Source organism: Serratia sp. NCCP-200 (assembly GCF_059697885.1).
The window spans coordinates 376844-402910 of sequence record NZ_BAAKUJ010000003.1 but is presented as its reverse complement, the minus strand read 5'-3'; the positions used below and the strand labels follow the sequence as shown (position 1 = coordinate 402910).

32 protein-coding genes are annotated in these 26067 nt (G+C 54.1%); 19 read left to right on the top strand and 13 right to left on the bottom strand.

Annotation, left to right across the window (positions count from 1 at the left end):
* Positions 1-38 precede the first annotated feature (38 nt).
* The 7 genes from rsxD (at position 39) to AC6HVW_RS12040 (ending at position 6191) form a co-directional block, all read left to right on the top strand.
* A complete protein-coding gene (gene rsxD / locus AC6HVW_RS12070; protein ID WP_071683628.1) occupies positions 39-1124 on the top strand; it encodes an electron transport complex subunit RsxD in 1086 nt (361 codons plus the stop codon).
* Between the two features lie 9 nt (positions 1125-1133).
* The gene (gene rsxG, locus AC6HVW_RS12065) at positions 1134-1763 is read left to right on the top strand and encodes an electron transport complex subunit RsxG (RefSeq protein ID WP_021804527.1); all 630 of its coding nucleotides are present in this window, start codon (positions 1134-1136) and stop codon (positions 1761-1763) included.
* Positions 1760-2461 carry an electron transport complex subunit E gene (locus AC6HVW_RS12060; protein WP_059200728.1) on the top strand — a complete coding sequence of 234 codons (702 nt, stop codon included), beginning with the start codon at positions 1760-1762 and terminating at the stop codon, positions 2459-2461. The genes rsxG and AC6HVW_RS12060 overlap by 4 nt, the downstream gene beginning before the upstream one ends.
* Positions 2458-3099, top strand: a complete 642-nt coding sequence (nth, locus tag AC6HVW_RS12055) for an endonuclease III (RefSeq protein WP_071683629.1) — start codon at positions 2458-2460, stop codon at positions 3097-3099. Before AC6HVW_RS12060 ends, nth begins: the two co-directional genes overlap by 4 nt.
* A gap of 594 nt (positions 3100-3693) precedes the next feature.
* On the top strand, positions 3694-5202 hold the full coding sequence (gene dtpA, locus AC6HVW_RS12050; RefSeq protein ID WP_071683630.1) for a dipeptide/tripeptide permease DtpA: 1509 nt from the start codon (positions 3694-3696) through the stop codon (positions 5200-5202).
* A 294-nt stretch (positions 5203-5496) separates the two neighbouring features.
* Positions 5497-5649, top strand: coding sequence for a Hok/Gef family protein (locus AC6HVW_RS12045; protein ID WP_059200725.1), 153 nt, complete (start codon positions 5497-5499; stop codon positions 5647-5649).
* Positions 5650-6038: 389 nt separating this feature from the next.
* Positions 6039-6191: a Hok/Gef family protein gene (locus AC6HVW_RS12040; protein WP_059200725.1), complete on the top strand. Its 153-nt coding sequence runs from the start codon at positions 6039-6041 to the stop codon at positions 6189-6191.
* Positions 6192-6284: 93 nt separating this feature from the next.
* Here AC6HVW_RS12040 and AC6HVW_RS12035 read toward each other — a convergent pair whose 3' ends face one another.
* Positions 6285-6848 carry a helix-turn-helix domain-containing protein gene (locus AC6HVW_RS12035; protein ID WP_071683632.1) on the bottom strand — a complete coding sequence of 188 codons (564 nt, stop codon included), beginning with the start codon at positions 6846-6848 and terminating at the stop codon, positions 6285-6287.
* Positions 6849-6959: 111 nt separating this feature from the next.
* Between AC6HVW_RS12035 and AC6HVW_RS12030 the strand changes: the two genes are divergently transcribed.
* Entirely contained in the window at positions 6960-8144 is a 1185-nt protein-coding gene (locus tag AC6HVW_RS12030) for a benzoate/H(+) symporter BenE family transporter (RefSeq protein ID WP_071683633.1), read from the top strand.
* A 6-nt stretch (positions 8145-8150) separates the two neighbouring features.
* Here the strand turns inward: AC6HVW_RS12030 and AC6HVW_RS12025 are convergent, their stop codons facing one another.
* Positions 8151-9005 (bottom strand): aminoglycoside phosphotransferase family protein, encoded by an 855-nt coding sequence (locus AC6HVW_RS12025; protein WP_081367113.1) that lies wholly within the window; start codon positions 9003-9005, stop codon positions 8151-8153.
* 123 nt (positions 9006-9128) lie between these two features.
* Here AC6HVW_RS12025 and AC6HVW_RS12020 point away from each other — a divergent pair, with 123 nt between their 5' ends.
* Positions 9129-9506 carry a RidA family protein gene (locus tag AC6HVW_RS12020; protein ID WP_071683715.1) on the top strand — a complete coding sequence of 126 codons (378 nt, stop codon included), beginning with the start codon at positions 9129-9131 and terminating at the stop codon, positions 9504-9506.
* Between the two features lie 11 nt (positions 9507-9517).
* Here AC6HVW_RS12020 and AC6HVW_RS12015 read toward each other — a convergent pair whose 3' ends face one another.
* Together AC6HVW_RS12015 and AC6HVW_RS12010 are read right to left on the bottom strand one after the other, a co-directional pair.
* Positions 9518-9898, bottom strand: coding sequence for a nuclear transport factor 2 family protein (locus AC6HVW_RS12015; RefSeq protein WP_021804535.1), 381 nt, complete (start codon positions 9896-9898; stop codon positions 9518-9520).
* Positions 9899-9929: 31 nt separating this feature from the next.
* Positions 9930-10241 carry a hypothetical protein gene (locus AC6HVW_RS12010; RefSeq protein WP_071683635.1) on the bottom strand — a complete coding sequence of 104 codons (312 nt, stop codon included), beginning with the start codon at positions 10239-10241 and terminating at the stop codon, positions 9930-9932.
* A 187-nt stretch (positions 10242-10428) separates the two neighbouring features.
* Between AC6HVW_RS12010 and AC6HVW_RS12005 the strand changes: the two genes are divergently transcribed.
* From AC6HVW_RS12005 to gstA, 5 genes are all read left to right on the top strand, one after another.
* A complete protein-coding gene (locus tag AC6HVW_RS12005) occupies positions 10429-10698 on the top strand; it encodes a hypothetical protein (protein ID WP_071683636.1) in 270 nt (89 codons plus the stop codon).
* A 38-nt stretch (positions 10699-10736) separates the two neighbouring features.
* Positions 10737-11402: an HD domain-containing protein gene (locus tag AC6HVW_RS12000; RefSeq protein WP_071683637.1), complete on the top strand. Its 666-nt coding sequence runs from the start codon at positions 10737-10739 to the stop codon at positions 11400-11402.
* Between the two features lie 71 nt (positions 11403-11473).
* Positions 11474-11737, top strand: coding sequence for a YjbD family protein (locus tag AC6HVW_RS11995; protein ID WP_021178074.1), 264 nt, complete (start codon positions 11474-11476; stop codon positions 11735-11737).
* 357 nt (positions 11738-12094) lie between these two features.
* Positions 12095-12976 (top strand): 4-hydroxy-tetrahydrodipicolinate synthase, encoded by an 882-nt coding sequence (gene dapA, locus AC6HVW_RS11990; RefSeq protein WP_497569442.1) that lies wholly within the window; start codon positions 12095-12097, stop codon positions 12974-12976.
* 97 nt (positions 12977-13073) lie between these two features.
* Positions 13074-13676: a glutathione transferase GstA gene (gene gstA, locus AC6HVW_RS11985; protein ID WP_071683639.1), complete on the top strand. Its 603-nt coding sequence runs from the start codon at positions 13074-13076 to the stop codon at positions 13674-13676.
* Positions 13677-13730: 54 nt separating this feature from the next.
* Here gstA and tyrS read toward each other — a convergent pair whose 3' ends face one another.
* From tyrS to anmK, 4 genes are all read right to left on the bottom strand, one after another.
* On the bottom strand, positions 13731-15005 hold the full coding sequence (tyrS, locus tag AC6HVW_RS11980) for a tyrosine--tRNA ligase (RefSeq protein WP_024529915.1): 1275 nt from the start codon (positions 15003-15005) through the stop codon (positions 13731-13733).
* Between the two features lie 141 nt (positions 15006-15146).
* Positions 15147-15800, bottom strand: coding sequence for a pyridoxamine 5'-phosphate oxidase (pdxH, locus tag AC6HVW_RS11975; protein ID WP_021804541.1), 654 nt, complete (start codon positions 15798-15800; stop codon positions 15147-15149).
* A 229-nt stretch (positions 15801-16029) separates the two neighbouring features.
* On the bottom strand, positions 16030-16347 hold the full coding sequence (locus AC6HVW_RS11970) for an MliC family protein (RefSeq protein WP_071683640.1): 318 nt from the start codon (positions 16345-16347) through the stop codon (positions 16030-16032).
* Positions 16348-16391: 44 nt separating this feature from the next.
* Positions 16392-17513 (bottom strand): anhydro-N-acetylmuramic acid kinase, encoded by a 1122-nt coding sequence (gene anmK / locus AC6HVW_RS11965; RefSeq protein ID WP_071683641.1) that lies wholly within the window; start codon positions 17511-17513, stop codon positions 16392-16394.
* 367 nt (positions 17514-17880) lie between these two features.
* On the opposite strand from anmK, the gene AC6HVW_RS11960 reads away from it, so the two are divergent.
* The gene (locus AC6HVW_RS11960; RefSeq protein WP_021178081.1) at positions 17881-18345 is read left to right on the top strand and encodes an outer membrane lipoprotein; all 465 of its coding nucleotides are present in this window, start codon (positions 17881-17883) and stop codon (positions 18343-18345) included.
* Between the two features lie 88 nt (positions 18346-18433).
* Here the strand turns inward: AC6HVW_RS11960 and slyA are convergent, their stop codons facing one another.
* A complete protein-coding gene (slyA, locus tag AC6HVW_RS11955; RefSeq protein ID WP_021178082.1) occupies positions 18434-18868 on the bottom strand; it encodes a transcriptional regulator SlyA in 435 nt (144 codons plus the stop codon).
* Positions 18869-19048: 180 nt separating this feature from the next.
* On the opposite strand from slyA, the gene AC6HVW_RS11950 reads away from it, so the two are divergent.
* From AC6HVW_RS11950 to AC6HVW_RS11940, 3 genes are read left to right on the top strand one after another with little or no spacing between them, the layout of a single operon-like run.
* Positions 19049-19285 (top strand): DUF1656 domain-containing protein, encoded by a 237-nt coding sequence (locus tag AC6HVW_RS11950; RefSeq protein WP_024486868.1) that lies wholly within the window; start codon positions 19049-19051, stop codon positions 19283-19285.
* A gap of 3 nt (positions 19286-19288) precedes the next feature.
* Positions 19289-20152 (top strand): efflux RND transporter periplasmic adaptor subunit, encoded by an 864-nt coding sequence (locus AC6HVW_RS11945; protein ID WP_071683642.1) that lies wholly within the window; start codon positions 19289-19291, stop codon positions 20150-20152.
* Positions 20153-20155: 3 nt separating this feature from the next.
* Positions 20156-22183, top strand: coding sequence for an FUSC family protein (locus AC6HVW_RS11940; protein WP_071683643.1), 2028 nt, complete (start codon positions 20156-20158; stop codon positions 22181-22183).
* A gap of 14 nt (positions 22184-22197) precedes the next feature.
* Here AC6HVW_RS11940 and sodC read toward each other — a convergent pair whose 3' ends face one another.
* The 4 genes from sodC to AC6HVW_RS11920 all read right to left on the bottom strand — a co-directional run bounded on the left by sodC (position 22198) and on the right by AC6HVW_RS11920 (position 25208).
* A complete protein-coding gene (gene sodC, locus AC6HVW_RS11935) occupies positions 22198-22722 on the bottom strand; it encodes a superoxide dismutase family protein (protein WP_021804545.1) in 525 nt (174 codons plus the stop codon).
* Positions 22723-23012: 290 nt separating this feature from the next.
* The gene (locus AC6HVW_RS11930; RefSeq protein ID WP_071683644.1) at positions 23013-23909 is read right to left on the bottom strand and encodes an aldo/keto reductase; all 897 of its coding nucleotides are present in this window, start codon (positions 23907-23909) and stop codon (positions 23013-23015) included.
* Between the two features lie 108 nt (positions 23910-24017).
* Complete coding sequence (locus tag AC6HVW_RS11925) at positions 24018-24257, bottom strand: DUF1289 domain-containing protein (RefSeq protein WP_021804547.1); 240 nt, start codon at positions 24255-24257, stop codon at positions 24018-24020.
* A 21-nt stretch (positions 24258-24278) separates the two neighbouring features.
* Positions 24279-25208, bottom strand: a complete 930-nt coding sequence (locus AC6HVW_RS11920) for a LysR substrate-binding domain-containing protein (protein ID WP_473192056.1) — start codon at positions 25206-25208, stop codon at positions 24279-24281.
* Positions 25209-25346: 138 nt separating this feature from the next.
* On the opposite strand from AC6HVW_RS11920, the gene AC6HVW_RS11915 reads away from it, so the two are divergent.
* Positions 25347-25988, top strand: a complete 642-nt coding sequence (locus AC6HVW_RS11915) for an NAD(P)-dependent oxidoreductase (RefSeq protein ID WP_071683645.1) — start codon at positions 25347-25349, stop codon at positions 25986-25988.
* Positions 25989-26067 lie beyond the last annotated feature (79 nt).

Genomic DNA, 26067 nt, shown 5'->3' with positions numbered 1-26067 from the left:
TGCACTGATTAACATGGCAACGAAATGGTAGTTATTCTATGAAGTTCAGGCCGGTACAACAGGCAGCCCCCAAGGGCTTACACATCGCCAGCTCTCCCTTTACCCATAACCAGCAAAGCACCAGCCGCATCATGCTTTGGGTTATGCTGGCCTGCATTCCCGGCATGGCCGCACAGGTGTGGTTCTTTGGCTATGGCAACCTTATTCAGACCGCGCTGGCCATGGTGACCGCTCTCGGGGCCGAAGCCGCCATTCTTGCGCTACGTAAACAGCCAGTCAAGGCTCGGCTGGCAGATAATTCCGCCCTGCTCACTGCGCTGTTGCTGGGCATTAGCCTGCCACCTCTAGCTCCCTGGTGGATGATCGTTATCGGCACCTTTTTCGCCATTGTGATCGCCAAACAGCTATACGGCGGACTGGGGCAAAACCCATTCAATCCGGCCATGGTAGGTTACGTGGTGCTGTTAATCTCCTTCCCGGTACAGATGACCAGTTGGTTACCGCCGGAAGAGCTGCGCGCAACCGCCCTGACTCTACCGGATACCCTGCTAGCTATTTTCAGCGGCCACACCGCCCAGGGGGCCACTCTGCACGAATTGCAGATGGGCGTCGATGGCATCAGCCAGGCCACGCCATTAGACGGTTTTAAAACCGGCCTACGCAGCGGCCACTCGGTCGAGCAAGTGCTCCAGCAACCGCTGTTCGGTGGCACCCTGGCCGGTATCGGCTGGCAGTGGATTAACCTGGGCTTCCTGCTCGGCGGCCTGTTTATGCTGGGCCGTAAGCTGATCCACTGGCAAATCCCGTTCAGCATGTTGGCCGTCATTGCCCTGTGCTCAGGATTGGCCTGGACGTTGGATCCGGCCCATCAGGCTTCCCCGTTGATCCACCTGTTTTCCGGGGCCACTATGCTAGGGGCTTTCTTTATTGCCACCGACCCGGTCAGTGCCTCTACTACGCCCAAAGGTCGGCTGATATACGGCGGCCTGGTTGGCTTGCTGGTCTGGCTGATCCGCGTGTATGGCGGTTATCCCGACGGGGTAGCCTTTGCCGTACTGCTGGCCAACATTACCGTACCGTTGATCGATCACTACACGCAGCCACGCGTGTATGGCCACCGTTGAGGAGTCATTATGCTTAATTCCATGAGAAAGCATGGCACCACACTGGCCGTGTTTGCCGCGGTCACCACCGGCCTGACCGCCGTGGTGTACCAGTTAACCAAAACCACCATTGCCCACCAGGCGGCGTTGCAACAAAAAGCGCTGCTGGACCAGGTCGTCCCACCGGAACATTATGACAACGATATGCAGAGCGAATGCCTGCTGGTCAGCGATCCGGCGTTAGGCAACGGCGCGCCGCACCATCTGTATCTGGCCCGCAAAAATGGTCAACTGGTGGCAGCCGCGTTAGAAACGACCGCGCCAGACGGTTATTCTGGGGCGATCCAACTGCTGGTCGGGGCCGATTTTAACGGCACGGTATTGGGAACCCGCGTGATAGAACATCACGAAACGCCTGGGCTGGGCGACAAAATCGAATTACGTATTACCGACTGGATCACCTTCTTCAGCGGTAAAAAGATCGACGGCCCGGATGATAAACGTTGGGCAGTGAAGAAAGACGGCGGCATGTTTGATCAGTTCACAGGGGCCACCATCACCCCGAGAGCCGTGGTCAATGCCGTGCGTCGTACAGCGTTGTTTATGGAAACGCTGCCGCCTAAACTGGATACCTTGCCTGCCTGCGGAGCCAGCGAATGAGTGAAGCCAAAGAGTTAATCGTACAGGGGTTGTGGAAAAACAACTCTGCGTTAGTGCAATTATTGGGGCTGTGTCCGCTGCTGGCGGTAACGTCAACTGCCACCAACGCCTTGGGGCTTGGGCTGGCCACCACGCTGGTACTGACCATTACCAACGGTTCCATCTCCGCCCTGCGCCGTTGGATCCCGAGCGAGGTCCGCATTCCGATTTATGTGATGATCATTGCCGCCGCGGTGAGTATCGTGCAGATGCTGATCAACGCCTACGCTTTCGGCCTGTATCAGTCGTTGGGGATTTTTATCCCGCTGATCGTCACCAACTGCATCGTGGTGGGCCGGGCTGAAGCAGTAGCGGCGCGAAAACCGGTAGGACTGGCATTGATCGACGGTATGGCTATCGGCCTTGGTGCCACCAGTGCCATGTTTGTGCTGGGCTCGCTACGCGAGCTGATTGGTAACGGTACGCTATTTGATGGCGCTGACCTGCTGCTAGGCAGTTGGGCCAAGGTGTTGCGCATTGAGATTGTCCATTTCGACACCCCTTTCCTGCTGGCCATGCTGCCACCAGGTGCCTTTATCGGTCTGGGCTTGATGCTGGCAACCAAATATCTGATTGACGAAAAAATGAAGGCGCGTAAAGCCAAGGCCTTGGCAGTTGAAGCTAACATGGAACAGGGACACGCAGAGAAAGCGCTATGAATAAAGAGAAACGCCTGGAGATCCTGACCCGTTTGCGGGATAACGACCCGCATCCGACCACCGAGCTGGTGTATAGCACACCTTTTGAGCTGTTGATTTCCGTGCTGCTCTCCGCTCAGGCAACCGACGTCAGCGTTAACAAGGCCACGGCCAAACTCTACCCGGTTGCCAACACGCCAGCGGCCTTGCTGGCGTTAGGGGTAGACGGCTTAAAGGTGTACATCAAAACCATCGGCCTGTTTAACAGCAAAGCAGAGAACGTGATTAAAACCTGCCGTATCCTGCTGGAAAAGCATGACGGTGAAGTGCCGGAAGATCGCGCAGCACTCGAAGCCCTGCCCGGCGTGGGGCGTAAAACGGCCAATGTAGTGTTGAACACGGCCTTCGGTTGGCCGACCATTGCCGTTGATACCCATATCTTCCGCGTCTGTAACCGCACCCACTTCGCCCCAGGGAAAAACGTGGAGCAGGTAGAGGAAAAGCTGCTGAAAGTGGTTCCCGCCGAGTTTAAAGTCGACTGCCATCACTGGTTTATCCTGCATGGCCGCTATACCTGTATCGCCCGTAAACCGCGCTGCGGTTCATGCATTATCGAAGACCTGTGCGAGTTTAAAGAGAAGGTCTATCCGCTTGATTGAGAGTACCGGGCACGGCGATCCGTGTCCGCGACTCTTCCCTCCGGTTTTTTATCAAAAATGTGACGTCGGGCAGCATTAACCTTGGTGGAACCCGGGATTGCCCTACAAACTCGCTGTTTCAGATATTTTCAACCGTAAAATTAGTCAAAAATCGTGGTTAACTTCACGTCTTGACGATCACATCTCATTTACAAACCTCACTACCGATCTGTCCATTTTCAGAAATTTTGCATAAGCCAACTTATGCACAACAAACCAAGGCCTAATCAATCATGAGCATTGGTATGGACTGGATATGACTTAAATAGCAGAAGATATAACTAAATTAATTCAGGATAGCTTTTAATCAAAACAAAAACTCGGCAAATTTAAAAATGGCAAACGTTAATACTGCATAACATTTGCAACATAGTTGTATAGCGTTGTCTATGTTATATGTAACAGAACATGTCAAAAAGCTTGCCACGTTGACAAAGATAGTGAACATTAACCGCCGGCATTCATCCTATAACAATGCAGAAGTGTGCAGCCCTGCATCACATTCTGCTATTTCCCGTCCTGACAATACGGGTAGTGAAAAAACCAGAGGTACCAGTGTCAACTGCAAACAACAATTCTTCGGAAAACATTAGCCTTAACGCGTTTAAGCAACCTAAGGCCTTCTACCTGATCTTCTCGATTGAACTCTGGGAACGTTTCGGCTACTACGGCCTGCAAGGCATCATGGCAGTCTATCTGGTCAAGATGCTTGGCCTGAGTGAAGCCGACTCGATTACGCTGTTCTCCTCATTCAGTGCGCTGGTGTACGGTTTCGTGGCCATTGGTGGCTGGTTGGGGGATAAAGTTCTTGGCTCCAAGCGTGTGATCGTCTTGGGGGCCATCGTGCTGGCCGCCGGTTACGCCATGGTGGCCTATTCTGGTCATGATATCTTCTGGGTTTATCTGGGGATGGCCACCATCGCCGTGGGTAGCGGTCTGTTTAAAGCCAACCCTTCTTCCCTGCTGTCTACCTGCTATGAGAAAGACGATCCGCGTTTGGACGGTGCATTTACCATGTACTATATGTCCGTCAACATCGGCTCATTCTTCTCCATGCTGGCAACCCCGTGGCTTGCGGCCAAGTATGGCTGGAGCGTCGCCTTCTCACTGAGTGTGGTGGGGATGTTGATCACCCTGGTCAACTTTATGATGTGCCACGGCTGGGTTAAACAATACGGTTCAAAACCTGACTTTAAGCCCCTGCAGGTTAAAAAACTGCTGATGGTGATCGTTGGTGTGGTAGCACTGATCGCGGTTTCCAGCTGGTTGCTGCACAACCAGATTATCGCGCGCTGGGCACTGGCTATCATCTCTGTGGGTATCGTCATCGTGTTCGCCAAGGAAACCTTCGCCTTGCACGGCGCAGCACGTCGTAAAATGATCGTGGCCTTCCTGCTGATGCTCGAAGCGGTGGTGTTCTTCGTGTTGTACAGCCAGATGCCAACCTCACTGAACTTCTTTGCTATCCACAACGTTGAGCACAATATTCTGGGGATCGCGTTTGAACCGGAGCAGTATCAGGCACTGAACCCGTTCTGGATCATGATGGCCAGCCCTATTCTCGCTGCGCTGTATAACAAGATGGGCGATCGTCTGCCGATGCCGCACAAGTTTGCCTTCGGCATGATCCTGTGTTCCGGGGCGTTCCTGGTGCTGCCGTGGGGCGCAAGCTTCGCCAACGACCAGGGCATCGTGTCCGTTAACTGGCTAATCTTGAGCTATGCGTTGCAGAGTATCGGTGAGCTGATGATCTCTGGTCTGGGTCTGGCCATGGTCGCCCAGTTGGTGCCACAGCGCCTGATGGGCTTTATCATGGGCTCATGGTTCCTGACCACCGCCGCCGCCGCTCTGATCGCCGGTAAGGTCGCAGGTCTGACCGCTGTCCCAAGCGACATCAACGATGCGCATGCTTCTTTGGCTATCTATAGCCACGTGTTTATGCAGATTGGTATCGCCACGGCGGTGATCGCCGTACTGATGATGCTGACCGCACCGAAGCTATACCGCATGACGCTGGATACCGCAGAAGATACGGCAGCAAAAGCGAAAGCTGCAACTCTCTAATCTCTGCTGTAACCTGACCTCAAAAAACGCCGGAGCCTAGCTTCGGCGTTTTTTTATGTTGCATAGAAAAATTGCGAAACGGTTCGCTATCTGAACAATCGAGTGCATTCAACAACGTGGCTATTGAGTAGACTGCAGGTGGGTGCTCTGGATCTTTCCGTCTGGAGCATTTGGTAAAGGATGGAAAGAGAAAAGCCCCGGACCGATTTACATCAATCCGAGGCCGATCTCACTCCTAAGCAAGGTGAGGTTAGCCTCTTAAAATCCCAAAATCAAGGGACAAGGAGGTTAAGAATGCCGCAAAAACTGCTGGTTTTATGCCTGATCGTTATCTGTGTGACGCTGATCGCATTCACCTGGATAACACGTGATTCGCTGTGTGAGTTACGCGTCAGGCAAGGAACAACGGAAATTGCTGCCATTCTGTCTTGCCTGAAACAGCGGTAAGGCGATCCCACGGATGGGGTTCGCCCCGTCCGTAACTTGCTGGGAGACGTTCCGTGAGCACCCTTTTTTGACCTTTCAACACGCCAAATCATCCCATACGCTTTTCCATATCACCTCCCCCGATCCCAGCATCAGCATCCGGCTTTGCAGTACGTGCATAGAAAAATTGCGAAACGCCTCCCTATCTAAACAATCGAGTGCATTCAACAGCATGGGTATTAAGTAGACTGCAGGTGGGTGCTCTGGATCTTTCCGTCTGGAGCATTTGGTAAAGGATGGAAAGAGAAAAGCCCCGGACCGATTTACATCAATCCGAGGCCGATCTCACTCCCTAACAAGGTGAGATTATCCTCTAAAATTCCCGAAATCAAGGGACAAGGAGGTTAAGAATGCCGCAAAAACTGCTGGTTTTATGCCTGATCGTTATCTGTGTGACGCTGATCGCATTCACCTGGATAACACGTGATTCGCTGTGTGAGTTACGTGTCAGGCAAGGAACAACGGAAATTGCCGCCATTCTGTCTTGCCTGAAACAGCGGTAAGGCGATCCCACGGATGGGGTTCGCCCCGTCCGTAACTTGCTGGGAGACGTTCCGTGAGCACCCTTTTTTGCACGTCAAAATTCACGGCTACGATTAAATCCGTGGGTAATGGATCAAGTCGTGAATGCGTACCGGCTCTGCGCTGGCATTATGATACGCATGTGGGCAATCCGCCTGAAAACGCATGGCTTCGCCGCTGGCAAGGCTGTACCACTCGCCATTAATCGCCAGTTCCAGTTGGCCACTAATGACAATGACATGTTCAATCACGCCCGGCTCATGAGCCGAGGATTCACTGAGCGCGCCAGGGGCTAAATCGATGACAAACATATCAAAACCCAATTGGTGGTCGAACGGGAAAAGCGGCACCACTCGCATGTCGGCATTGTCTTGATTGAAGATTGGCAACTCGCCATAACGATGCAGCATAGCCGCCGGTTGCAACGGCGCCGTTTCCAGAAAGGCAGAGAAAGCCACGTTAAACCCGGTAGCAATTTTCCATAAGGTCGCCACCGTTGGGCTGGACTCACCCCGTTCGATCTGCCCCAGCATCGCCTTGCTGACGCCCGTGTTTTCGGCAGCCTGATTAAGGCTCCAACCGCGTTGCGTACGTAATGACTTCAGCGTTTGCGCCAAATGGCTGGCAAGATCCTGCATAGCGGTTCTCCTGATAAACCTGCGGCGATTATAGCCCCTTGTGCGCTATAACGCACGATGCTATGCTCCATCAATTCGTACGTTATAACGCACACTGACTCGGGAGCGGTTATGCGTCCTGCACTCTCATTACGCGACATATCCTTTTCTGCCATCGTTGCCGGTTTTGTGGCCGTACTGGTCGGCTATACCAGTTCTGCGGCGATTATCTTTCAGGCCGCTGCCGCCGCGGGGGCCAGCCCGATACAAATTGGCGGTTGGCTGAGCATGCTTGGTCTAGGTATGGGTATCACTTCGTTGGGGCTCTCGCTCTATTACCGTACGCCAATCCTAACCGCCTGGTCGACGCCTGGTGCCGCATTGCTGGTCACCAGCTTGCCTGGAACCCCGCTCAATGAGGCCATCGGGGTATTTATTTTTGCCAGCGGGTTGATCCTGCTGTGTGGTGTCACCGGCCTGTTTGCCAGGTTGATGAATCATATCCCGCAGGCCATATCGGCAGCGATGCTGGCCGGAATATTGCTCCGCTTCGGGTTGGACGCCTTTGCTTCCTTGCAGATCAATTTTTCACTCAGCGCCGGCATGTGCCTGGTGTATCTGTTCACCCGCCGCTATCTGCCGCGTTACGGGATCGTTCTGACGTTGCTGGCCGGGCTGATCATCGCGGCGTTACAGGGTAACATTCATTTCACCCAACAAACGCTGTCCTTCGCCAAGCCGGAATTTATCGCTCCGCACTTCACGCTGTCGACGTTGCTGGGCATAGGTATTCCTTTCTTTGTCGTGACGATGGCCTCGCAGAACGCGCCAGGCATCGCCACTCTCAAGGCCGGCGGATATGACGTTCCCACTTCCCCCTTAATGAGTTGGACTGCCCTGACGGCTCTGGTGCTGGCCCCCTTTGGCGGCTTCACGGTGTGTATTGCCGCCATCACCGCCGCCATCTGTATGGGGCCGGACGTACATCCCGATCCCAAGCGCCGTTATATGGCTGCCGTGGCCGCCGGCGGCTTTTATCTGCTAGCTGGGGTGTTCGGCGGTACCATTGGCATGCTGTTCAGCGCGCTGCCGGTAACCTTGATCCATGCCATCGCCGGGCTGGCGTTATTAGGCACCATTGCCGGTAGTTTGCAACGCGCGCTCCAGGATGATAAACAGCGGGACGCTGCGGTGATCACTTTTCTGATCACCGCTTCCGGGCTGACGTTGTTAAACGTGGGGGCTGCCTTCTGGGGACTGATTGGCGGTGTACTGGCTTACGCTATTTTCTCATTACCACGGCGCAAAATGCCTTGAATCCCGCTATTGGCTCTCAACGATTGGCAGGATAAATCCGCTATCACCCTGCGGCAGCGCGATACCCAAGGCACGCGTTGCCAGTTCTGCTACACGAAAATCGATATCCGCTGGCTCACCATCTTCCAAAAACCAGGCCGCGGAAAGCCCCGCCCAGGCCAGGATCCACTGCAGCAGACGGTAACGTTCCAAACCAGCCAAGGAGCAAACCTGTTCAACGCGACGATGGAAGATATCGGGATCGGTGGCGACACCGTAATTGGGGTTGCAGAAGATATTGGCGTAATCAAATCCACGCTCGCCATACAGACGCTTGGGATCGATCACTAGCCAGCCGCGTTCGGCAAAATCCAGCACGTTGTCATGGTGAATATCCCCATGCAACACCCCTTGATCCCTTGGGCTGGTCAACAGTTCTGCCGCAGCGGTAGCACTCAGACGCAACATACCTCCATGAGCCTGCGCTGCGGGCCATAAGGCGTTAAACCACTGATGCAAGGGGATCAGTTCGGGATAAGGCTCATCTCGCGGCGCATGCAATTGGGCAATAACCTGGCACAGAATAGCGGTTGCCCGTTGGTCTTCACCGTTGCGTACCAGTTGTGCCAATGACAAAGGCCCCATAGCCCTTTCCAGCAAAATGCCGTCATCATGCCAGGCCAGCACCCGCGCAGCACCTTCTCCACGCCACCAGCACATCAGCAGGCCGCCAAATTTTTCTTCCTGTTCGCGGGCAATTTTCAGCATTGCGGGCATCATTTGATAGCGTACCGGCATCAACAGGCTGCTGTGAGTTTCAAACGCTGGCCCGTCTGGCTCAAGTTGCCAACGTTGCAGATAAGGAATAAATGCCTGGTTGATCACCCTTATGCACCCTTATTGCGTGAACGACTGCCTGGGATGATAGTATTATCAGGCAGCATCCTGCAAAACTTTCGGCTGCACGCGCTGATGAGTGCGTGCTCTTGGTCATCTCGTGGGGTCATCATGTCATTAAAACGTACCAACTATGCAAAATTACCTAAGCCGGGGGGGCCCTATGTGCACGCGGTACGCCACGCCGATACGCTGTACGTCTCTGGCCTGACCGCCTTTGCCACCGAAGCCCAGGGGCAAGCGGTACAAGACCAGGCTCGCGCCATACTGGAACAACTTGCGGCCGTGGCTGCCAGCGAGGGCACCAATCTTAAATCACTGATCAAGATCACCGTTTTTCTGACCGAAATAGCCGACCTGGCCACCATCCGTGACGTCCTGTTCGACTATCTGGACGGGGCGCTCCCTGCCAGTTCTCTGGTTGCCGTCAGCGCCCTGTTTTCGCCCGATCTCAACGTCGAGATCGAAGCCATTTTGGCACTGTAAATCAGGGGGCGCTATAACGCGCCCTCATCCAGTTCACAAGGCCCAATTTTGAACCAGGCCTTGGCAATCTTCCCTTGCTCAATCTCATAGATGGCAATAACGTCCATCTTCCCGCGTCCCTGTGGAAAATTGCGCGTGACCACCTCTTGGTCTATCACCAAATTCTCCACCACCATACGTTTGATACGCTCACCGTAAAGGCTAGGCTCTTGGAAGCGGGCAAGATGACGCTCACGAATTTCACCTTTACCACGGGCAAGCAGCGTATCCGGATGCTGATAATACAGCGCATCGTCGGCCCAGCAGGCCATAAAGGCGTCGATATCACGGGCATTGTAGGCATCAAGCTGCTGTTGCACGATCTCTTCTGGGCGTACTGTTTTGCTGTTCATCGTAATCCCCTGCATAACGTTGAATCCGAGGTTAAAGCTCGACGATTTCATCCACCTGATGGTGAAACACGTAAGGATCGGAGATCAGCGCGAAGGCTTCATCATCCGGATAAGTGACTGCAACTTGATAGGCTTCACCGGCAAAGCATTTGATGGCCTCCAGCGAGGTCCAATAAGTTGCCAGAAAGAAATGCGCATAGTCTCCCTGCACCTCTTGCCTGACAAAAGCCCCACGGTTGCCCGCAATCTCTTTAGCATGCTTGACGCCAGTGACATGCAAATGATCGGCAAATCCTTGCCGATGTTGTAGCGGCACGCAGCCGTGCCAGGTTCTAACAATCATCGCCACCCACTGAATATAAAACCGGAAATAGTGAATAAATAACCTATCATGTTTTTAGCCGATTTCAATCCGTCAACGCATGATTTTTAAACCGATGCAGAAAGTGACATGACAGCCCTTATCCGCTATGACGCTGTCGGGAATAATCTGCTAATTTAGCAACTGGACTGATTGATGATGAGTGACTATGCAGCAAAAGCCGGTTTTGCACGAAGCCAGACAGTTGAAACGCCTTAACGCCGCAACGCGGCGGCAGTCGCACATGTATAAGTGGATTGCCCTGGTGGCGTCGCTGGATGCATTGTTGGTGTTTTATTATGACCGGGATATGCGTAATGTTTCATTCTCAACCCTGGTGGCCCTGGTTTGCGGCTATCTGTGGATCCGCGATCGCAATAAAGCGCGCGGCTATCGGCGTGAGTACGACGACAAATACGGCAACTCTCGCCACGAGTAATCCCTCCTCACTTCCAGCCTATTGATAAGGATCGATTTGTGCATTCTCCAACTGTCTCCCCAGAGCTGCTACAACCCTTCTCTCCGTTTCAGGCATTAGCCCAAGAGTTACTGCCGCTGACGCTAGAGGGCGATGATGGCTCGCATGATGTGGCCCACCTGCACCGCGTTTGGAAAAATAGTCGCCAAATCAGTCAGGATGAAGGAGGAGACCAGCAAATTCTGTGTGCCGCCGTGTTACTGCATGACTGCGTTGCGGTAGAGAAAAACTCTCCTCAGCGCCATCTGGCCTCACGCATGGCAGCAGAAAAAGCCAGCATCGCGCTGGCAAGCCTTGGTTGGTCTGTTGACGATATCAACAAGACTGCGCACGCGATCGAAGCCCACAGCTTTTCTGCCGCTATTCCCCCACAAACGCTGGAGGCCAAAATCCTGCAGGATGCCGACAGACTGGATGCTATTGGCATGATCGGCGTTGCCCGTTGTTTCTACATCGGTGGCCGCATGCGTAGCGCCCTATACGATGCCGCCGACCCGCTGGCGCAACAGCGCCAGTATGATGACAAGCGATTCACTCTGGATCACTTCGAAACCAAGCTGTTCAAACTACAAGAAGGGTTTCAGACTGCGGCAGGCCGAAGGATGGCGGCATTACGCACGGAACGCATGCGTCGCTTTCTCAGCGAACTGCTGGAAGAAGTTTGATAACTACAGAGCAATATCTTTGCCATAAATGCTGTACACTGAAAGTCAACTTCACAACACAGGTTGCCAAAATGAAGAGACTAACGCTGAAAGAAATGACAGAAAGCGAACAACGTGAAGTAAAGACCGATCTGGACAGAGCAAGCAAAAACCTCGAGCGCCAGTTAACCAACTCCGAACATAATAAAATTAAAGACGAAGCCATCGATCGCATTATGGCCGCACGTGAAAAGATTGCCAAAGCGACCCGCGCAGAACGCAAAGCCAACCGGGCACAGCCAACAGGTGCCACCTTCAGTTGGACTGCCTCCATCAGCACGCGCCCACATCGTTGATCACAGACCCCGTTTCGGCGGGGTCTCTGTTTGATAAGCCAGATTCATCTACGCCCTGCCATTATTAATATCCCTATTATCATCTGGTTATCCATTGACAGTTAACCGTGACCTGTCCACTATCGGGTGACATTCACAGGTTATGAGATCGCCATGTCCCCTTTCATCCAACAGGCCACACCGCAGCAAACCGCGTTGACCGTGGGTGAAGCTTTGGCGTTTACTTCGAAGAAACAGCCGCTCATTTGACCGGGGCGCGCTGTCCCGTCAGATGAGCTGACTGGATGGTGTGCAACGCGATACCCCTCTCTGGTTTTTTCATCTGACTCCTAGTCGGTCACGCAGCAGGAGTTTTACATGGCTTCATTTTCCGGTATTTGGGTAGCACTGGTTACCCCATTCAATCATGACGACGTTGATTTCCCGGCAGTCAAAAGGCTGGCTCAGCATCTGATCGCCAAAGGCGTCGCTGGCGTGGTGGTCTGCGGCTCGACCGGCGAAGCCGCGGCCCTGAGCAAAGAAGAACAGTTGGCGGTGCTGGATGCCGTTTTCGAAGTGGTTCCAGCCCGCCAGGTGATCATGGGCCTTTCCGGTAATAACATGGCTAGCACCTTGCAGATGCAGCAGGCCATCAACCAGCGCGATATCGCCGGTGTGCTGATCCCCGCGCCATACTATATTCGCCCTTCGCAGGCGGGCCTGGTGGAGTATTTTACCCGCCTTGCCGATGCCTCTCGCGTGCCGGTGATTTTGTATAATGTGCCTTATCGCACCGGAGCAACCTTTGAGCTGGCAACGCTACGGCAACTCGCCCGTCACCCGCAAATCAAGGCGATCAAAGATTGTGGCGGCTGCCCTGAGGCCACCATGGCGCTGATCCACGACGGCGAGATCGACGTGCTGACCGGCGAAGACCATCTGATCCTGACCACGCTATGTCTGGGGGGCAGTGGCGCAATTTCCGCTGCGGCACACCTGCACCCGGAACGCTTTGTAGCTCTGGTGGAACAAGTCGCGCAAGGGGATCTGACCGCCGCACGCAACAATTTCTATACCCTGCTGCCGATGATCCAACAGATGTTCAGCTACCCTAACCCAGGCCCGGTTAAAGCGGCGCTGTCGCAGCAGGGGCTGATAAAAAACGAGCTTCGTTCCCCAATGCAAACCGCGCCACAGGCATTGCAGCAGCAGATCGCCGATTTACTGGCGCAGTTGCAACCTCTCGCCCTGGCGGAGTAATAAAATATTGTTCGCAAAACCGCTGTAATTTTTCCGGCCTAGGACTAGGATGGGAAGTTAAACCTGCCTGTCCTTCATCACCATCAAGGAGTTTTCGATGAAATTGTTCTATAAAGCTGGCGCCTGTTCCCTGTCCCCTCACATCGTATTACGTGAGGCCGGGTTGGATTTCACCGCAGAGAAAGTCGATTTAGCTCACAAGAAAACCGAAAGTGGTGCCGACTATCTGGCGATCAACCCGAAGGGGCAAGTCCCGGCGTTGGTACTTGACGATGGCAGCCTGCTGACCGAGGGCGTGGCGATTGTGCAATACCTGGCGGATCGCGTACCGGATCGTAACCTGATCCCGGCCGCTGGCACGCTTTCTCGCTATCATGCGATCGAATGGCTGAACTACGTGGCCACCGAGTTGCACAAAGGCTTCAGCCCGCTGTTTAACCCGAAGACGCCGGACGAATACAAAGCGATTGTCCGCGATAAACTGGCTAGCCAGTTCAGCTACCTGGATTCAGTGCTGGAGAAGCAGCATTACCTGTTGGGCCAGCGCTTCAGCGTGGCGGATGCGTATCTGTTCACCGTGTTGCGTTGGGCGAAGGCATTACAGTTTGATCTCACTAAGCACGCGCACCTGACGGCTTATTTCGATCGCGTAGCGGCTCGCCCAGCGGTGGCAGCTACGTTGAGTGCCGAGGGTCTATAAAGACTGAGTAAAAGAAAGGGGCCACATTGGGCCCCTTGTCAGTATCAAAACAGATTATTTCCAGTCAACCAGGCAGTAATGCTTTTTGCCGCGACGCAGAAGCGTGTAACGGCCAAACAGGCGATCGCTGTCGGTAAACAAATATTCCGGGTTGGACTGCTTCTCACCGTTGATGGTCACCGCGTTGGAACCGATCATGGTGCGAGCCTGCCCGCGAGAAGGAACCAGCTCTGCATTCACCAACGCCTGTTGCAGATCCGCATCGTTCTCCAGCTTGATGGTTGGCATGCCATCCTGCGCCAACTGCGCAAAGTCCGCCTCGGTCATTTCGTGCAGAGCACCAGAGAACAGGCTCTGGGTGATACGTTTCGCCGCGGCCAACCCCTCAGCGCCATGCACCATACCGGTCACTTCTTCTGCCAGCACATACTGAGCGCGCGGTGCTTTACCGCTGTTCTTGTCTTCTTCTTCCAGCGCATTAATCTCTTCAATGCTCAGGAAGGTGAAGAACTTCAGGAAGCGATAAACGTCCGCATCCGCGGTGTTGATCCAGAACTGGTAGAATTTGTACGGGCTGGTTTTTTCCGGAGCCAGCCATACTGCGCCGCCTTCGGTTTTGCCAAACTTGGTACCGTCTGACTTGGTGATCAACGGCACCGTCAGGCCGAACACCTGTTTCTGGTGCATGCGGCGAGTCAGGTCGATACCCGAGGTGATGTTGCCCCACTGGTCGGAACCACCGATCTGCAGCTCCACCTGATGGCGGTTATACAGCTCGGAGAAATCGAACCCCTGCAGCAGATTGTAGGAAAACTCGGTGAAGGAGATCCCGGAGTCATCACGGTTCAGGCGCTGCTTGACCGCTTCCTTATTGATCATCTGGTTTACAGAGAAGTGTTTACCGATGTCACGCAGGAAGGTCAGCACGTTCATGCCGCCAAACCAATCGTAGTTGTTGGCCGCAATGGCGCTGTTGCTGCCACAGTCGAAATCGAGGAACGGAGAAACCTGCTTGCGGATTTTCTCGACCCATTCGTTGACCGTTTCCGTGGTGTTGAGTTTGCGTTCGGCGGCTTTAAAGCTTGGGTCGCCGATCATACCGGTCGCGCCACCTACCAACGCTACCGGCGTATGGCCGGCCAGTTGGAAACGCTTCAGGCACAGCAGAGGCACCAGATGGCCCAAATGCAAGCTGTCAGCGGTCGGATCGAAGCCGCAATACAGTGCAATTGGCCCTTGCGCCAGTCGCTCTGCTAACGCTTCCTCGTCCGTCACTTGAGCCACCAGGCCCCGCTCTTGCAGTTGTTGAATCAGGTTGATGCTAGCCATCAATTTCTCCATGTATAAACGAATGCACCTTTGCCGGTACACGGCCTTCGCCCATTGGCGAAAATCACAAAATTCGGGGTAGCGCATAGAATAAAGCGCCAGCGGCATCAGTGCCAGCGCTTAAGGGGGATTTTCCGTCTATCAGGGTGCCAGTCGGTCAATTTTCCAGTCATTTCCCTCGCGTTGATACAGGAAACGGTCATGCAAGCGGTGCGCGCCCCCTTGCCAGAATTCAACGGAGTCGAATCTGACGCGGAAACCGCCCCAGAAACTGGGCAATGGCACTTCTCCTTGCTGGAACTTTTGCTTCAGCTCAAGGAACTTGCTTTCGAGGATGCCACGGGCAGAAATGCGCGTTGACTGTTGCGATACCCAAGCGCCGATCTGGCTGTCTTTGGGCCGACTGTTGAAATACTTCATCACTTCCAGCGTCGATAGCCGCTCAGCCTTGCCGAGGAAGATCACCTGGCGATCCAGCATATGCCACGGGAACAGCAGGCTGATATGCGGGTTTTGCGCCAGCTGCTGCGCTTTGCGGCTGCCCAGGTTGGTATAAAACACCAGACCCTGGTCATCGAAGTGCTTGAGCAACACGATACGTTGGAAAGGCTGTCCCTGCTCGTCCACGGTAGCGACGCACATGGCGGTAGGATCCGCCAGACGCGCCTCACAGGCCTGTTTGAGCCAGCGTTCGAACAAATCCAGGGGGTTGGCGGTCAGATCGTTACGGCGCAGCCCACCACGGGTATATTCACGGCGCAGATCCGCCACATCAAACTCATTATTATCAGTCATCTGGATTAGCAACCAAGCGGTAAATTCGTTGTCATATTCTGCGCCTGTAGCAGCAGGATCTCAATCATTCTGCTAGCAAATAGCTGCCCCGATAATGCAACAGATGAGAGTCATGCAGAACGCCGACACGCCGTAAATCCATCCATGGAGGCTCGTATCGCGCATCCTTGCGCTCAACGGTCGGCTAACCTGCACAACTCCCACCTGCCTCAGCTTCAGTGGAGCGGTATCAAGCGTGGTTAGCGTCTTGAGCCAGCACGCAGTCGCTCATGATCACTTTATCATTGCGCTCGACAAAGGCGTTTGGCCCTTTCGACCAGAAGGTGTATTTACCGTCGCTGTATTTGGCACCGGACGCCGCCAGCACCTGTTTCAGCTTCAGCTGTTCGCCGTCCATCAGGAAGCTGACCGTGCTCTCTTCACCATTGAGCTCCACGGTGAGCGGTGTCGTTCCGCATTGATAATGCAGCGTTTCGCTCTTTTGTGGAACCACGTAGCTGCAACCCGCCAACGCGAGAACCCCGGCAACCATCACTATTTTTTTCATCAGGTGCTCCTTAAGATATTAACCCTTTCTTTATCCTAACAGAGCTAGCGGTGGCCCAACGGCAAAACCGGATAAATCCCACCCAGTAGAGTTTCACAACTGGCACCGGTAACCGAAGGCAGATTTCCCGGCAGACCGGAAATGGTCCGGAATGCCAGCCAAGCGAAGGCCAACGCCTCCATGTCATCCCCACTGACGCCAAAGTGATCGGTGGTAACCACCTCGGTCCCCGGCAGTAAAGCGGACATTCGCGACATCAGCAGTGGGTTACGGGCACCACCACCGCAAACCAGCAGCCGCTCACAGCCCCCAGCCAGCATCACCTGCTCGCTAATGGTGGTGGCGGTCAGCTCCACTAGCGTGCTCATCACATCCACCGGTGTTAACCCCGGCAATGTCGCCAGCTGTTTTTCCAGCCAGCTGATATTGAAATATTCACGACCGGTACTTTTCGGTGCCGGTAAGGCGAAATAAGGATCGGCCAACATCTGCTGCAATAGCGGTAAGCAAACGCGCCCTTCCATCGCCCAAAGGCCGTCTTTATCAAAAGGTTTCGAGCGGTGGCGCCATACCCACGCATCCAGCAGCATATTCCCCGGCCCGGTATCAAAACCGCGCACCGGTGCGCCGGGCAGTAGCAGTGACAAATTAGCGATGCCGCCAATATTCAGCACCATGCGGCGCTCGGTTGGGTGAGCTAACAAAGCCTGATGAAACGCGGGAACCAAGGGTGCCCCTTGGCCACCATAGGCCATATCACGGCGGCGAAAATCCCCCACGGTAGTGATATTGGTCAATGCCGCCACCCGGTTATTGTCCCCTAGCTGCATCGAAAAGCGTGTCTCACCCTCCGGTTCATGCCACACCGTTTGGCCATGACAGCCAATGGCGGTGATTTCATGGGCCGGAATACCGGTCTGTTTTAACAACCCCAGCACCGCTTCACCGAACAGCGTGCCCAACTGGGCATCCAACCGTCCTACGGCAGAAAGCGTCGTTTGCTGCCCTTGACACATCCCCAGAATATCTTTTTTCAGTTGGATCGGCATTGGGTGGCTATAGCTTGCCTGTTGCGCCACCATACGTTCATCGATCGCGGCAAGCACCACGTCGATCCCATCCAGACTGGTGCCGGACATAACACCAATATAGCGGCCTGACTTCATCAGCACTATCCTTTACCCTTTCCAGGTTGCAACCGTTTTCACCCTTTAAATAGACCAGAATTGTGCGATTAACGCCATGAATTATGATGTCTTTTTTCAGCCTGTGAGCGAAGTTGTTTATTTTATGTCGAGCATTGGTTACATAACAAGCAATTCAAGGGAGGATAAAGCGCCGGTTATTTGTTTTCTGTTCTGTCACAAAGTTAAACCACCGTTTATTATTGGTTGAACAGAGAAAAGCTAAGCTGTATACAGAAGGCAACACATGGGTGATATCAAACCGATTCAACCATAATTGCTGTAATATTTATAGAACTTGGTTTGGGCCTATCTCCCAGATCTGGATTACCAACTGCAGGAGCTTTATATGATCAAGCGTCTTCTTGTTGTCGCTCTCGCCTCCGTCACACTGGCGGGCTGTGCAAACCAAACCGCGTCCGGTGATGTCTATTCCGCCTCTCAGGCCAAACAGGTACAAACAGTGACCTTTGGGACCTTGGTATCCGTACGCCCGGTGCAAATTCAGGGCGGTGAAGGCTCAAGCATGCTTGGCACTATCGGCGGCGCAGTCCTGGGTGGATTCCTGGGTAATACTATTGGTGGCGGCACTGGCCGTAGCCTGGCAACCGCAGCGGGTGCCGTAGCCGGTGGTGTGGTAGGCGACAGCGTCGGTAGCGCTGCTAGCCGTAGCAACGCCTGGGAGCTGGAAATCAAAACCGATAACAAAGAAAATATCGTGGTGGTACAGAAAGCCGGGTCAACTAAATTCAGCCCAGGTCAGCGCGTTCGTATGGCGCAAAATGGCAGTACCGTTACCGTTTCTCCACTGTAACGTCCTTGCCTGAATGCAAAACCGGAGGCCCCTGGGCCTCCGGTTTCTGTTTGTTGCTGTGCTTAACTGAATAATAAAGACGCTGGATTTATTGTTTTTCTTGCAGTTCGATGATGTTCTGTTCCAGCTTGCTAATCAGACCAACTAAAAGTCTTACTTCTTCTGCCGAGATACCGCTGAGAATTTCGCCTCTGGTCGACGTGATCACACTATCCACTTCACGAATAATCGGCTCTGCCGCCTCGGTCAATTTGATGCGCTTGGCACGTCGATCGTTAGCGCAAGTGTGCCGGGTGATCAACCCTTTTTCTTCCAGCTGATCCAAGGTACGTACCAAGGAAGGCTGCTCAATACCGATCGCTTTTGCCAATTGGATTTGCGACTGTTCAGGCGGTAATCGATTGATATTGTGCAATGTCACCCAATGCGTTTGTGTAAGCTCCAACGGCTTGAGCCGATGATCGATCAGCGCACGCCAAACACGAACTAATCGTGCTAAATCTGAACCTAACGTTGATTCCACTTCCCCCTCCTTATAGTTAGCATGCTAACATTACTCCCCAAAGTGTAGCCCATTTTGGTTAATTAACATTAAAAACACAAATGTATATAATCCAAATCGCAAAAATAGACACATTTTTATCGGTAATTGGTTATCCTCTATGCAATCATCCTTCATATTCACTTCATCGGGATTGCTAACGTGAATACGACCTGGCTCCATACTGCGTCACCACTGCCCGATCTGGTGCTGGGTGCATCGCTTTATTTCCCTCCTCTCTTTAAAGCTTTCTTACTCGGATTAGTCTTCTGGCTGCTGGTGCATCATTTGCTACGCGACTGGATGTACTCCGGTGATATCTGGCACCCTATGCTGATGGATCTGTCCATTTTCGTCATTACCGTCAGCGGTTCCCTGTGGCTCCTAGCGAGTTGGTAGCTCATGAAGCATAAGACATTAAAGTATTTTTCGACGGTTATTGTTTGCGCCATCGCGCTTTGTGCCGGCTGGTGGTTATGGAATTACTACATGCAATCCCCTTGGACACGCGACGGTAAAGTGCGGGCTGAGCTCGTCAACATTACCCCGGAAGTCTCTGGTAGATTAGAGAAGATTCTAGTTCATGATAACCAGTTCGTTACTGCGGGCAGCCTGATTTTCAGTATTGATCCAGTGCCTTATCAAATTGCGTTGGACAATGCCGAGGCGGCGCTGGCCAAAGCACAGGCAGATATGGCCAAGGCCGATCATGAAGCGTCCCGTCGCCGTAGCCTGCCCCGTAACGTCATATCCTCTGAAGATCTGGATGAGTCAAACCTGGCCGCCGCCTCCATGAAAGCCTCGTATAAGGCGGCTCAGGCCAATCTGGAACAGGCCAAATGGAACCTCAGTAAGACGCGGCTCTATGCCCCAACCGACGGTTACATCACCAACTTACAGGCCCGCGTCGGCAACTACGCCACCGCAGGAACGCCGTTGGTGGCGCTGGTAGACACCCATTCCTTCTATGTACTCGGTTATTTCGAAGAGACCAAGCTCAGGCATATCAGGGAGGGCCGCAAGGCGGATATCGTGTTGTATAACGGCAATATTCGGCTGCAAGGGGTGGTCGAAAGCATTGGCCGGGCCATTTACGACCAAAGCGCTGACAGCAGCAGTGATTTGTTGATGGATGTGAAACCCAATGTACCTTGGGTGCGCCTGGCACAACGGGTGCCGGTACGTATCAAGCTGATCGATATTCCGGCCGACCTGACTCTGGTAGCCGGTACCACCTGCACCATTTCAATTCATCAGCAGGACTAATGTGTGAACCTACCCTTTCTTGAATGGAAGCGTTCGCCCTGGGGTAAAGCCACCGCAGGGCAGTGGCGCTATGCGTTACGCAACACCCTGGCAATGTGCCTGGCGCTATGGGTCGCCTTCGTTTTACAGCTGGATGAACCCTATTGGGCGCTGACCTCCGCCGCCGTCGTCAGTTTCCCGACGGTTGGCGGCGTGATCAGCAAGAGCATTGGCCGCATTTTTGGCAGCCTGCTTGGTGCCATGGCGTCACTGCTGATTGCCGGTTGTCTGAACGATCCCTGGTTGTTCACCCTGTCGATTGCCAGTTGGTTGGGGCTGTGTACCTACATTTCCAACCACTACCAGAACAATGTCTCCTACGCCTTTGCTCTGGCTGGCTATACCGCCGCTATCATCGTGTTTGGCACGGTTAATATTACCGACACCCAGCAAATTTTTGATATCACCCAGGCACGCGTCTGTGAGGTGATCACCGGTATCCTGTGCGGCGGCCTGATGATGATGATCCTGCCAAGCACCTCGGATGGCGCAACGCTGCTGGTATCACTACGCCGCATGCACTTACGCCTGCTGGAACACGCCGCCATGCTGTGGCAACCGGAAATCAGCCTGCGGATGCGTACCTCCCACGAGGGCGTTATCGGCCAGATCCTCACCATGAACCTGCTGCGTATTCAGGCCTTCTGGAGCCATTACCGTCTGCGTCGGCAAAACAATATCCTCAACTACATGCTGCACCAGCAATTGCGCATCACCAGCGTCATCTCCAGCCTGCGCCGCATGTTGTTAAACTGGCCAGACCGTCCGGAGAATCTGGCGGCGGTGTTAGAGCAGCTGTTGAATGAATTACGCGATCCCACCACGGATAAATATCGGCTGGCGCATATTCTGGTCACCATCGCCCCTAAGGATCCGGCAGATTATCGCCATCGGGCCTTCTTCCTGCGCCTGCGCCACTTTTGCTGGCTCTATCTGCGCTGTACCCGTTGGTTGCAACGGCTGGAAAGCGCTACCCAGGTCAGCGATATCGAACCACCGCGGGTTACCTCACTAGCGCGCCATACCGACAGCGTTGAGGCTGCTTACAATGGGCTACGCACCTTCTTGTGTATCCTGATCGGTTGCGCTTATTGGATAACCACCCAGTGGGACGCCGGTAGCTCTGCGCTGACGCTGATCGCCATCAGTTGCGTGCTCTATTCCTCTACCCCTTCGCCGATCAAATCCATCACCACCTTACTGAAGGCCGTTTCCCTGCTGTTTGCCTTCTGCTTTGTGATGAAGTTTGGCCTGATGATCCAGATCGACGACTTCTGGGTGTTTTGCGCCTTCCTGTTCCCGACCCTGGTCACGATGCAGATGATGAAACTGCAAAATCCACCCTATGCCCCACTCTGGGGTCAATTGATCGTGTTTATGGGATCGTTTCTCGCCGTGACCAACCCGCCGAGCTACGATTATCAGGGGTATATCAATGACAGTCTCGCCAAGATTGCCGGCGTGCTGTTGGCCGGATTGGCGTTCCAAATCCTGCGGCCCAGTTCTGACAAACGTAAAAGCCGACGGATTATTCGCGCATTACGCCGTGATTTTATCGATCAGTTGAGTAAGAAACCGCAGCAAAGCGAAAGCCAGTTTGAGTCGCGTATCTATCACCGCATCAGTCAACTGAATCAAAGCCTGGATCAGGAAGCTCGCACCTGGCTATTACGTTGGGGAGTAGTGCTGCTGAACTGCAGCCACGTGGTCTGGCAACTGCGTGATTGGCAAACCCGATCAGATCCGCTGGCCGCCGTACGTGACGTCTGTATTCATTGTTTGAAGGGAGTCATGACTGAGAAAGGGGTGCAGCATGCGTCGTTGGACGCCACCTTGCAGGAATTGCAGCGTATGAGTAACGCGCTTGCCCAGCATCCAGAACAGGCAGCACGTGATTTGGCGGGCTTGATTTGGCGGCTGTACTGCTCACTGCAGCAGTTACAGCAGGCGATCATTCCACCGGAGGCGGTAACAGCGCCCACGCCAGGCTGACGCGGGCAGCTGATTTATTTGATTACGCCACAGGCGAAGCGATCGCCACCACCACCCAGCGGTTTGGGTTGATCGGAGTGGTTATCCCCCCCGGCGTGTACCATCAGCGCCTTGCCTTCGATTTCGCTGATTTTCTTCAAGCGCGGAGCCAGCACCTGAGTGTCAGCCATACCGTCCGCCGTGACATAGATTGCTGGCAAATCGCCTAAATGCCCGTTGGCATCATAAGGCCCGAGATGCTTGCCGGTTTTCTCAGGATCAAAGTGGCCACCCGCAGCCAGTGCGGCTACCGCCTTGCCCTCTTTCATACCCGGCTCACAGCTGCCTTTCTCATGAACGTGAAAACCGTGCACACCGGCAGGCAAGGCTTTCAGTTGCGGGGTGAACAACAGGCCGTAAGGCGTTTCGCTAATTGTGATTTTACCAATGTCCTGACCAATTCCCTGGCCGGTCACCAGATTCATTTCGACATCAACCGTTGCCGCCTGCGCAACGCCACAGGCCATCAAACCCAATGCCGCACACCAATAACGTTTCATCACTCAATCTCCATGCGATAGTTATAGTCCTTAGGGAGTATATACCGATTAAACCTTGCTACAGGGGAAACCGTCGTTAATCAGCGCTGCCACTGAGCCGGTTATAATATTTTGTGACCTTGCTCCCGTATTCCTTGGTTTTCTGCCCCCCTGCGTCGGCAAGTGTCATTAACATAAAGATACTGGCATTCTTAATGTTTTGGGCTGCAAGCTTACTGATAATATTTAGCCAAGGGGTGCAAGTGAAGTAGCGGCAAAGGCTGGCACGATGCCAGCCTTACCAGCTCAACTTAAGGTACGTCGTAACCCAGTGCCGCTTTACGAATGCGGAACCACTGCTGGCGGCTCAAGGTTAGCTCTTGCGCCTTCAGGGCCGAACGTACGCGTTCGATCTTGCCGGAGCCGATGATTGGCAGCGGTGCCGAAGGCAGACGCATCACCCAGGCATACACCACCTGCTCAATGGTTTCGGCACCAATCTCTTGCGCCACCGTTTGCAGTTCATCGCGTAACGGCTGGAACTCAGCATCGCTGAACAACCGCCCGCCACCCAGACAAGACCAGGCCATCGGTTTGATACGCAACTGCTGGCATTGATCCAAGGTGCCGTCGAGGATCGCAGGCTGATAGATCGGGGAAATTTCGACCTGGTTAGTCACCAGCGAGAACGGCAGACGCGACTGCAATAAGGAAAACTGTGCTGGCGTAAAGTTCGAAACACCGAAATGGCGCACCTTGCCGCTTTTATGCAGCGCCACAAAGGCTTCTGCTACCTCATCGGCCTCCATCAACGGATCGGGGCGATGGATCAACAATAAATCCAGGTAGTCCGTATGCAGGTGCGATAATGACTGCTCTGCGCTATGCACGATATGCTCGCGATCGGTGATGTAATGCCCGATAGGGTTACCCGGCTTGGCGGTGGTCGCGATGCCGCACTTCGACACCAGCTCCATCCCCTGGCGCACTGAGGGCTGTAACTTGATAGCCTCGCCAAAGGCCTGCTCGCAGGCATAGCCACCATATATATCCGCGTGGTCCGCCGTGGTCACCCCCAGCTCAACGTGTTGCTTGATAAACGTCAGCAACTGCTGCGGTGACATGCCCCACTCCATCAAACGCCAGTAGCCGCAAATCATGCGTGAGAACTCTGGCCCAAGGGGTGCCAGCTTAATACGATTCAGCATTGTTAAACCTCATGACAATAGTTAACGCCAGCATACACAAGCACCCAAGCCGCAGGAAACGCAAAAGTGGCCTTTACGTGCGGCAGATCGAGAAAATCAGCATTAAAGTTAAAACAGTGAGGGCTGCTCTGGCGGGATCTCTTCCGGCTGCTTGCCGGTACGCAGTGAGCGCAGGTAACGCTGGCGACACAGGCGCAGAACGTCCTTTTTCTGGACATCGTTCATTTGCATCCAGCCAAAGCGCTCCTCGCGGCTGCGCAGGCAACCACGACAATAGCCGCGCTCATCGGCCTGGCAAATGCCACGGCACGGGCTTGGGATGTCAAAGAACTCGAGTTGCTGCGCCACACGTCCTCCTGCGTTGTCATGCTAATTGAAGACGTCATCGGGGCCATTGGCAAGTGGCTTTTCCCCATGACGGCGAAAATATTCTCGCAAATAGTGCAACGCCTGGCGCGTTTTCTCCGGCAGAACCCGCTCCAGAGTCAACGCATGCAGCCGATATGGCGCTGGCCGCCACTGCGGCAACAGGGCGATTAATTCCCCCCGGCGCAGTTCATCACCAATTTCATACAGCGGTTGGCCGGAAATCCCCAGACCATTGCGGGTAAAGGCCCGGATCACGTTCATACTACCGCTGACAACCTGCCCCGCCGCCAGGCGTAGTTTGAATGTTTCGCCCGCATGGTGATGTAAATCGAGATGCAGCCCGTGACCGCTACCGGTGATCCAGCGGTGTTGCACCAGCTCCTGGGGCGTTTCCGGTACGCCATGCTGGCTAAGATAACGCGGCGCGGCGCAGAGCACCATGGGCCAGGCAGTCAGCGAGTGAGCGATGAGGTTGGTATCTGCCAGTTGTAGATTTACGCGCAGTGAGATATCTACCCGCTGCTCGATCATATCCACCACCTGGTCGTCTGCCAGAATACGCAGCGTCAGCTTTGGGTGCGCCAGCAGCAAGGGAGCCAGAGCCTCTGCCAAGGGGCCGCTACCGATCCCGACGGTGGTGGCAATACGTAGTTCGCCCACCAGCGTATCCCGCAGTTCCGCCAGCCGCTGCTCCGCGCGCTGTGCTTCCTGCAACATGGCTTCGCAACCGGGATAAAAGGCTTCCCCCGCATCGGTCAGTGCCAAGCGGCGAGTCGAGCGGTGCAATAACGGCACCCCCAGCGACTTTTCTAACGACCGCATATGCTGGCTGACCGCAGAGGGCGTCATCTCTAGCCGACGGGCCGCCGCAACAAAAGATCCCTCGGCCACCACGGTGGCGAATACCGCCATTCGATTCAGTTTATCCATGATTATGAAGTTTTACTTAATCAAGAAAGCATAAATATGGCACTAATCAGCCGCATTGTTAAGGCTTATAGTATTTCTACTGCGCCGCCACTGAGTGGTACGGCAACCCGCTAAAAAATATTTCACAGGAGAGACCTCATGAAAGTCGCCATTATTGGAGCAACCGGTTTTGTTGGCCGCCGCGTAGTCGATGAAGCTTTGGCCCGCGGCCTGCAAGTGACCGCCATCGCCCGTCAGAAAAAAGATCTGCCGGATAATGCCAATCTCACCGTCGCCCTGGGTGACGTGGCCGACGGCCCGTGGTTGGCACAACAGTTAGCTGGCCATGATGTCGTGATCAGCGCCTATAACCCAGGTTGGGCGGAAGCGGATCTGTATGAGAAAACCGCTAAAGGTGCCCAACAAATCCTGGCGGCGGTAAAACAATCCGCGGTTAAACGCCTGCTGTATGTTGGCGGTGCCGGTAGCCTGGAAGTCGCTCCGGGAGTTGAGCTGGTTGATACCCCGCAGTTCCCGGAAAATATTCGTCCAGGGGCCCTGGCGGTACGGGATTTACGTAATGCGTTGAAAACAGAAACCCAGTTGGATTGGACCTACCTTTCCCCTGCCGCGTTGCTGGAACCCGGCAAGCGTACCGGCCAGTTCCGTTTGGGCACGACACAATTGTTGATGAAGGGTGACGCGCCGGCCAATATTTCGGTAGAAGACCTCGCGGTTGCCATCATCGATGAGGTTGAAAAACCGCAGTTCATCAAGGCACAGTTTACCGCTGCCTATTAATCGGCCGGGTAGAGAATATTAAGCGGCTGCATCGTTGCAGCCGCTGCTTCGTCTAAGGTTATCTTAAGTTTCATCTGGT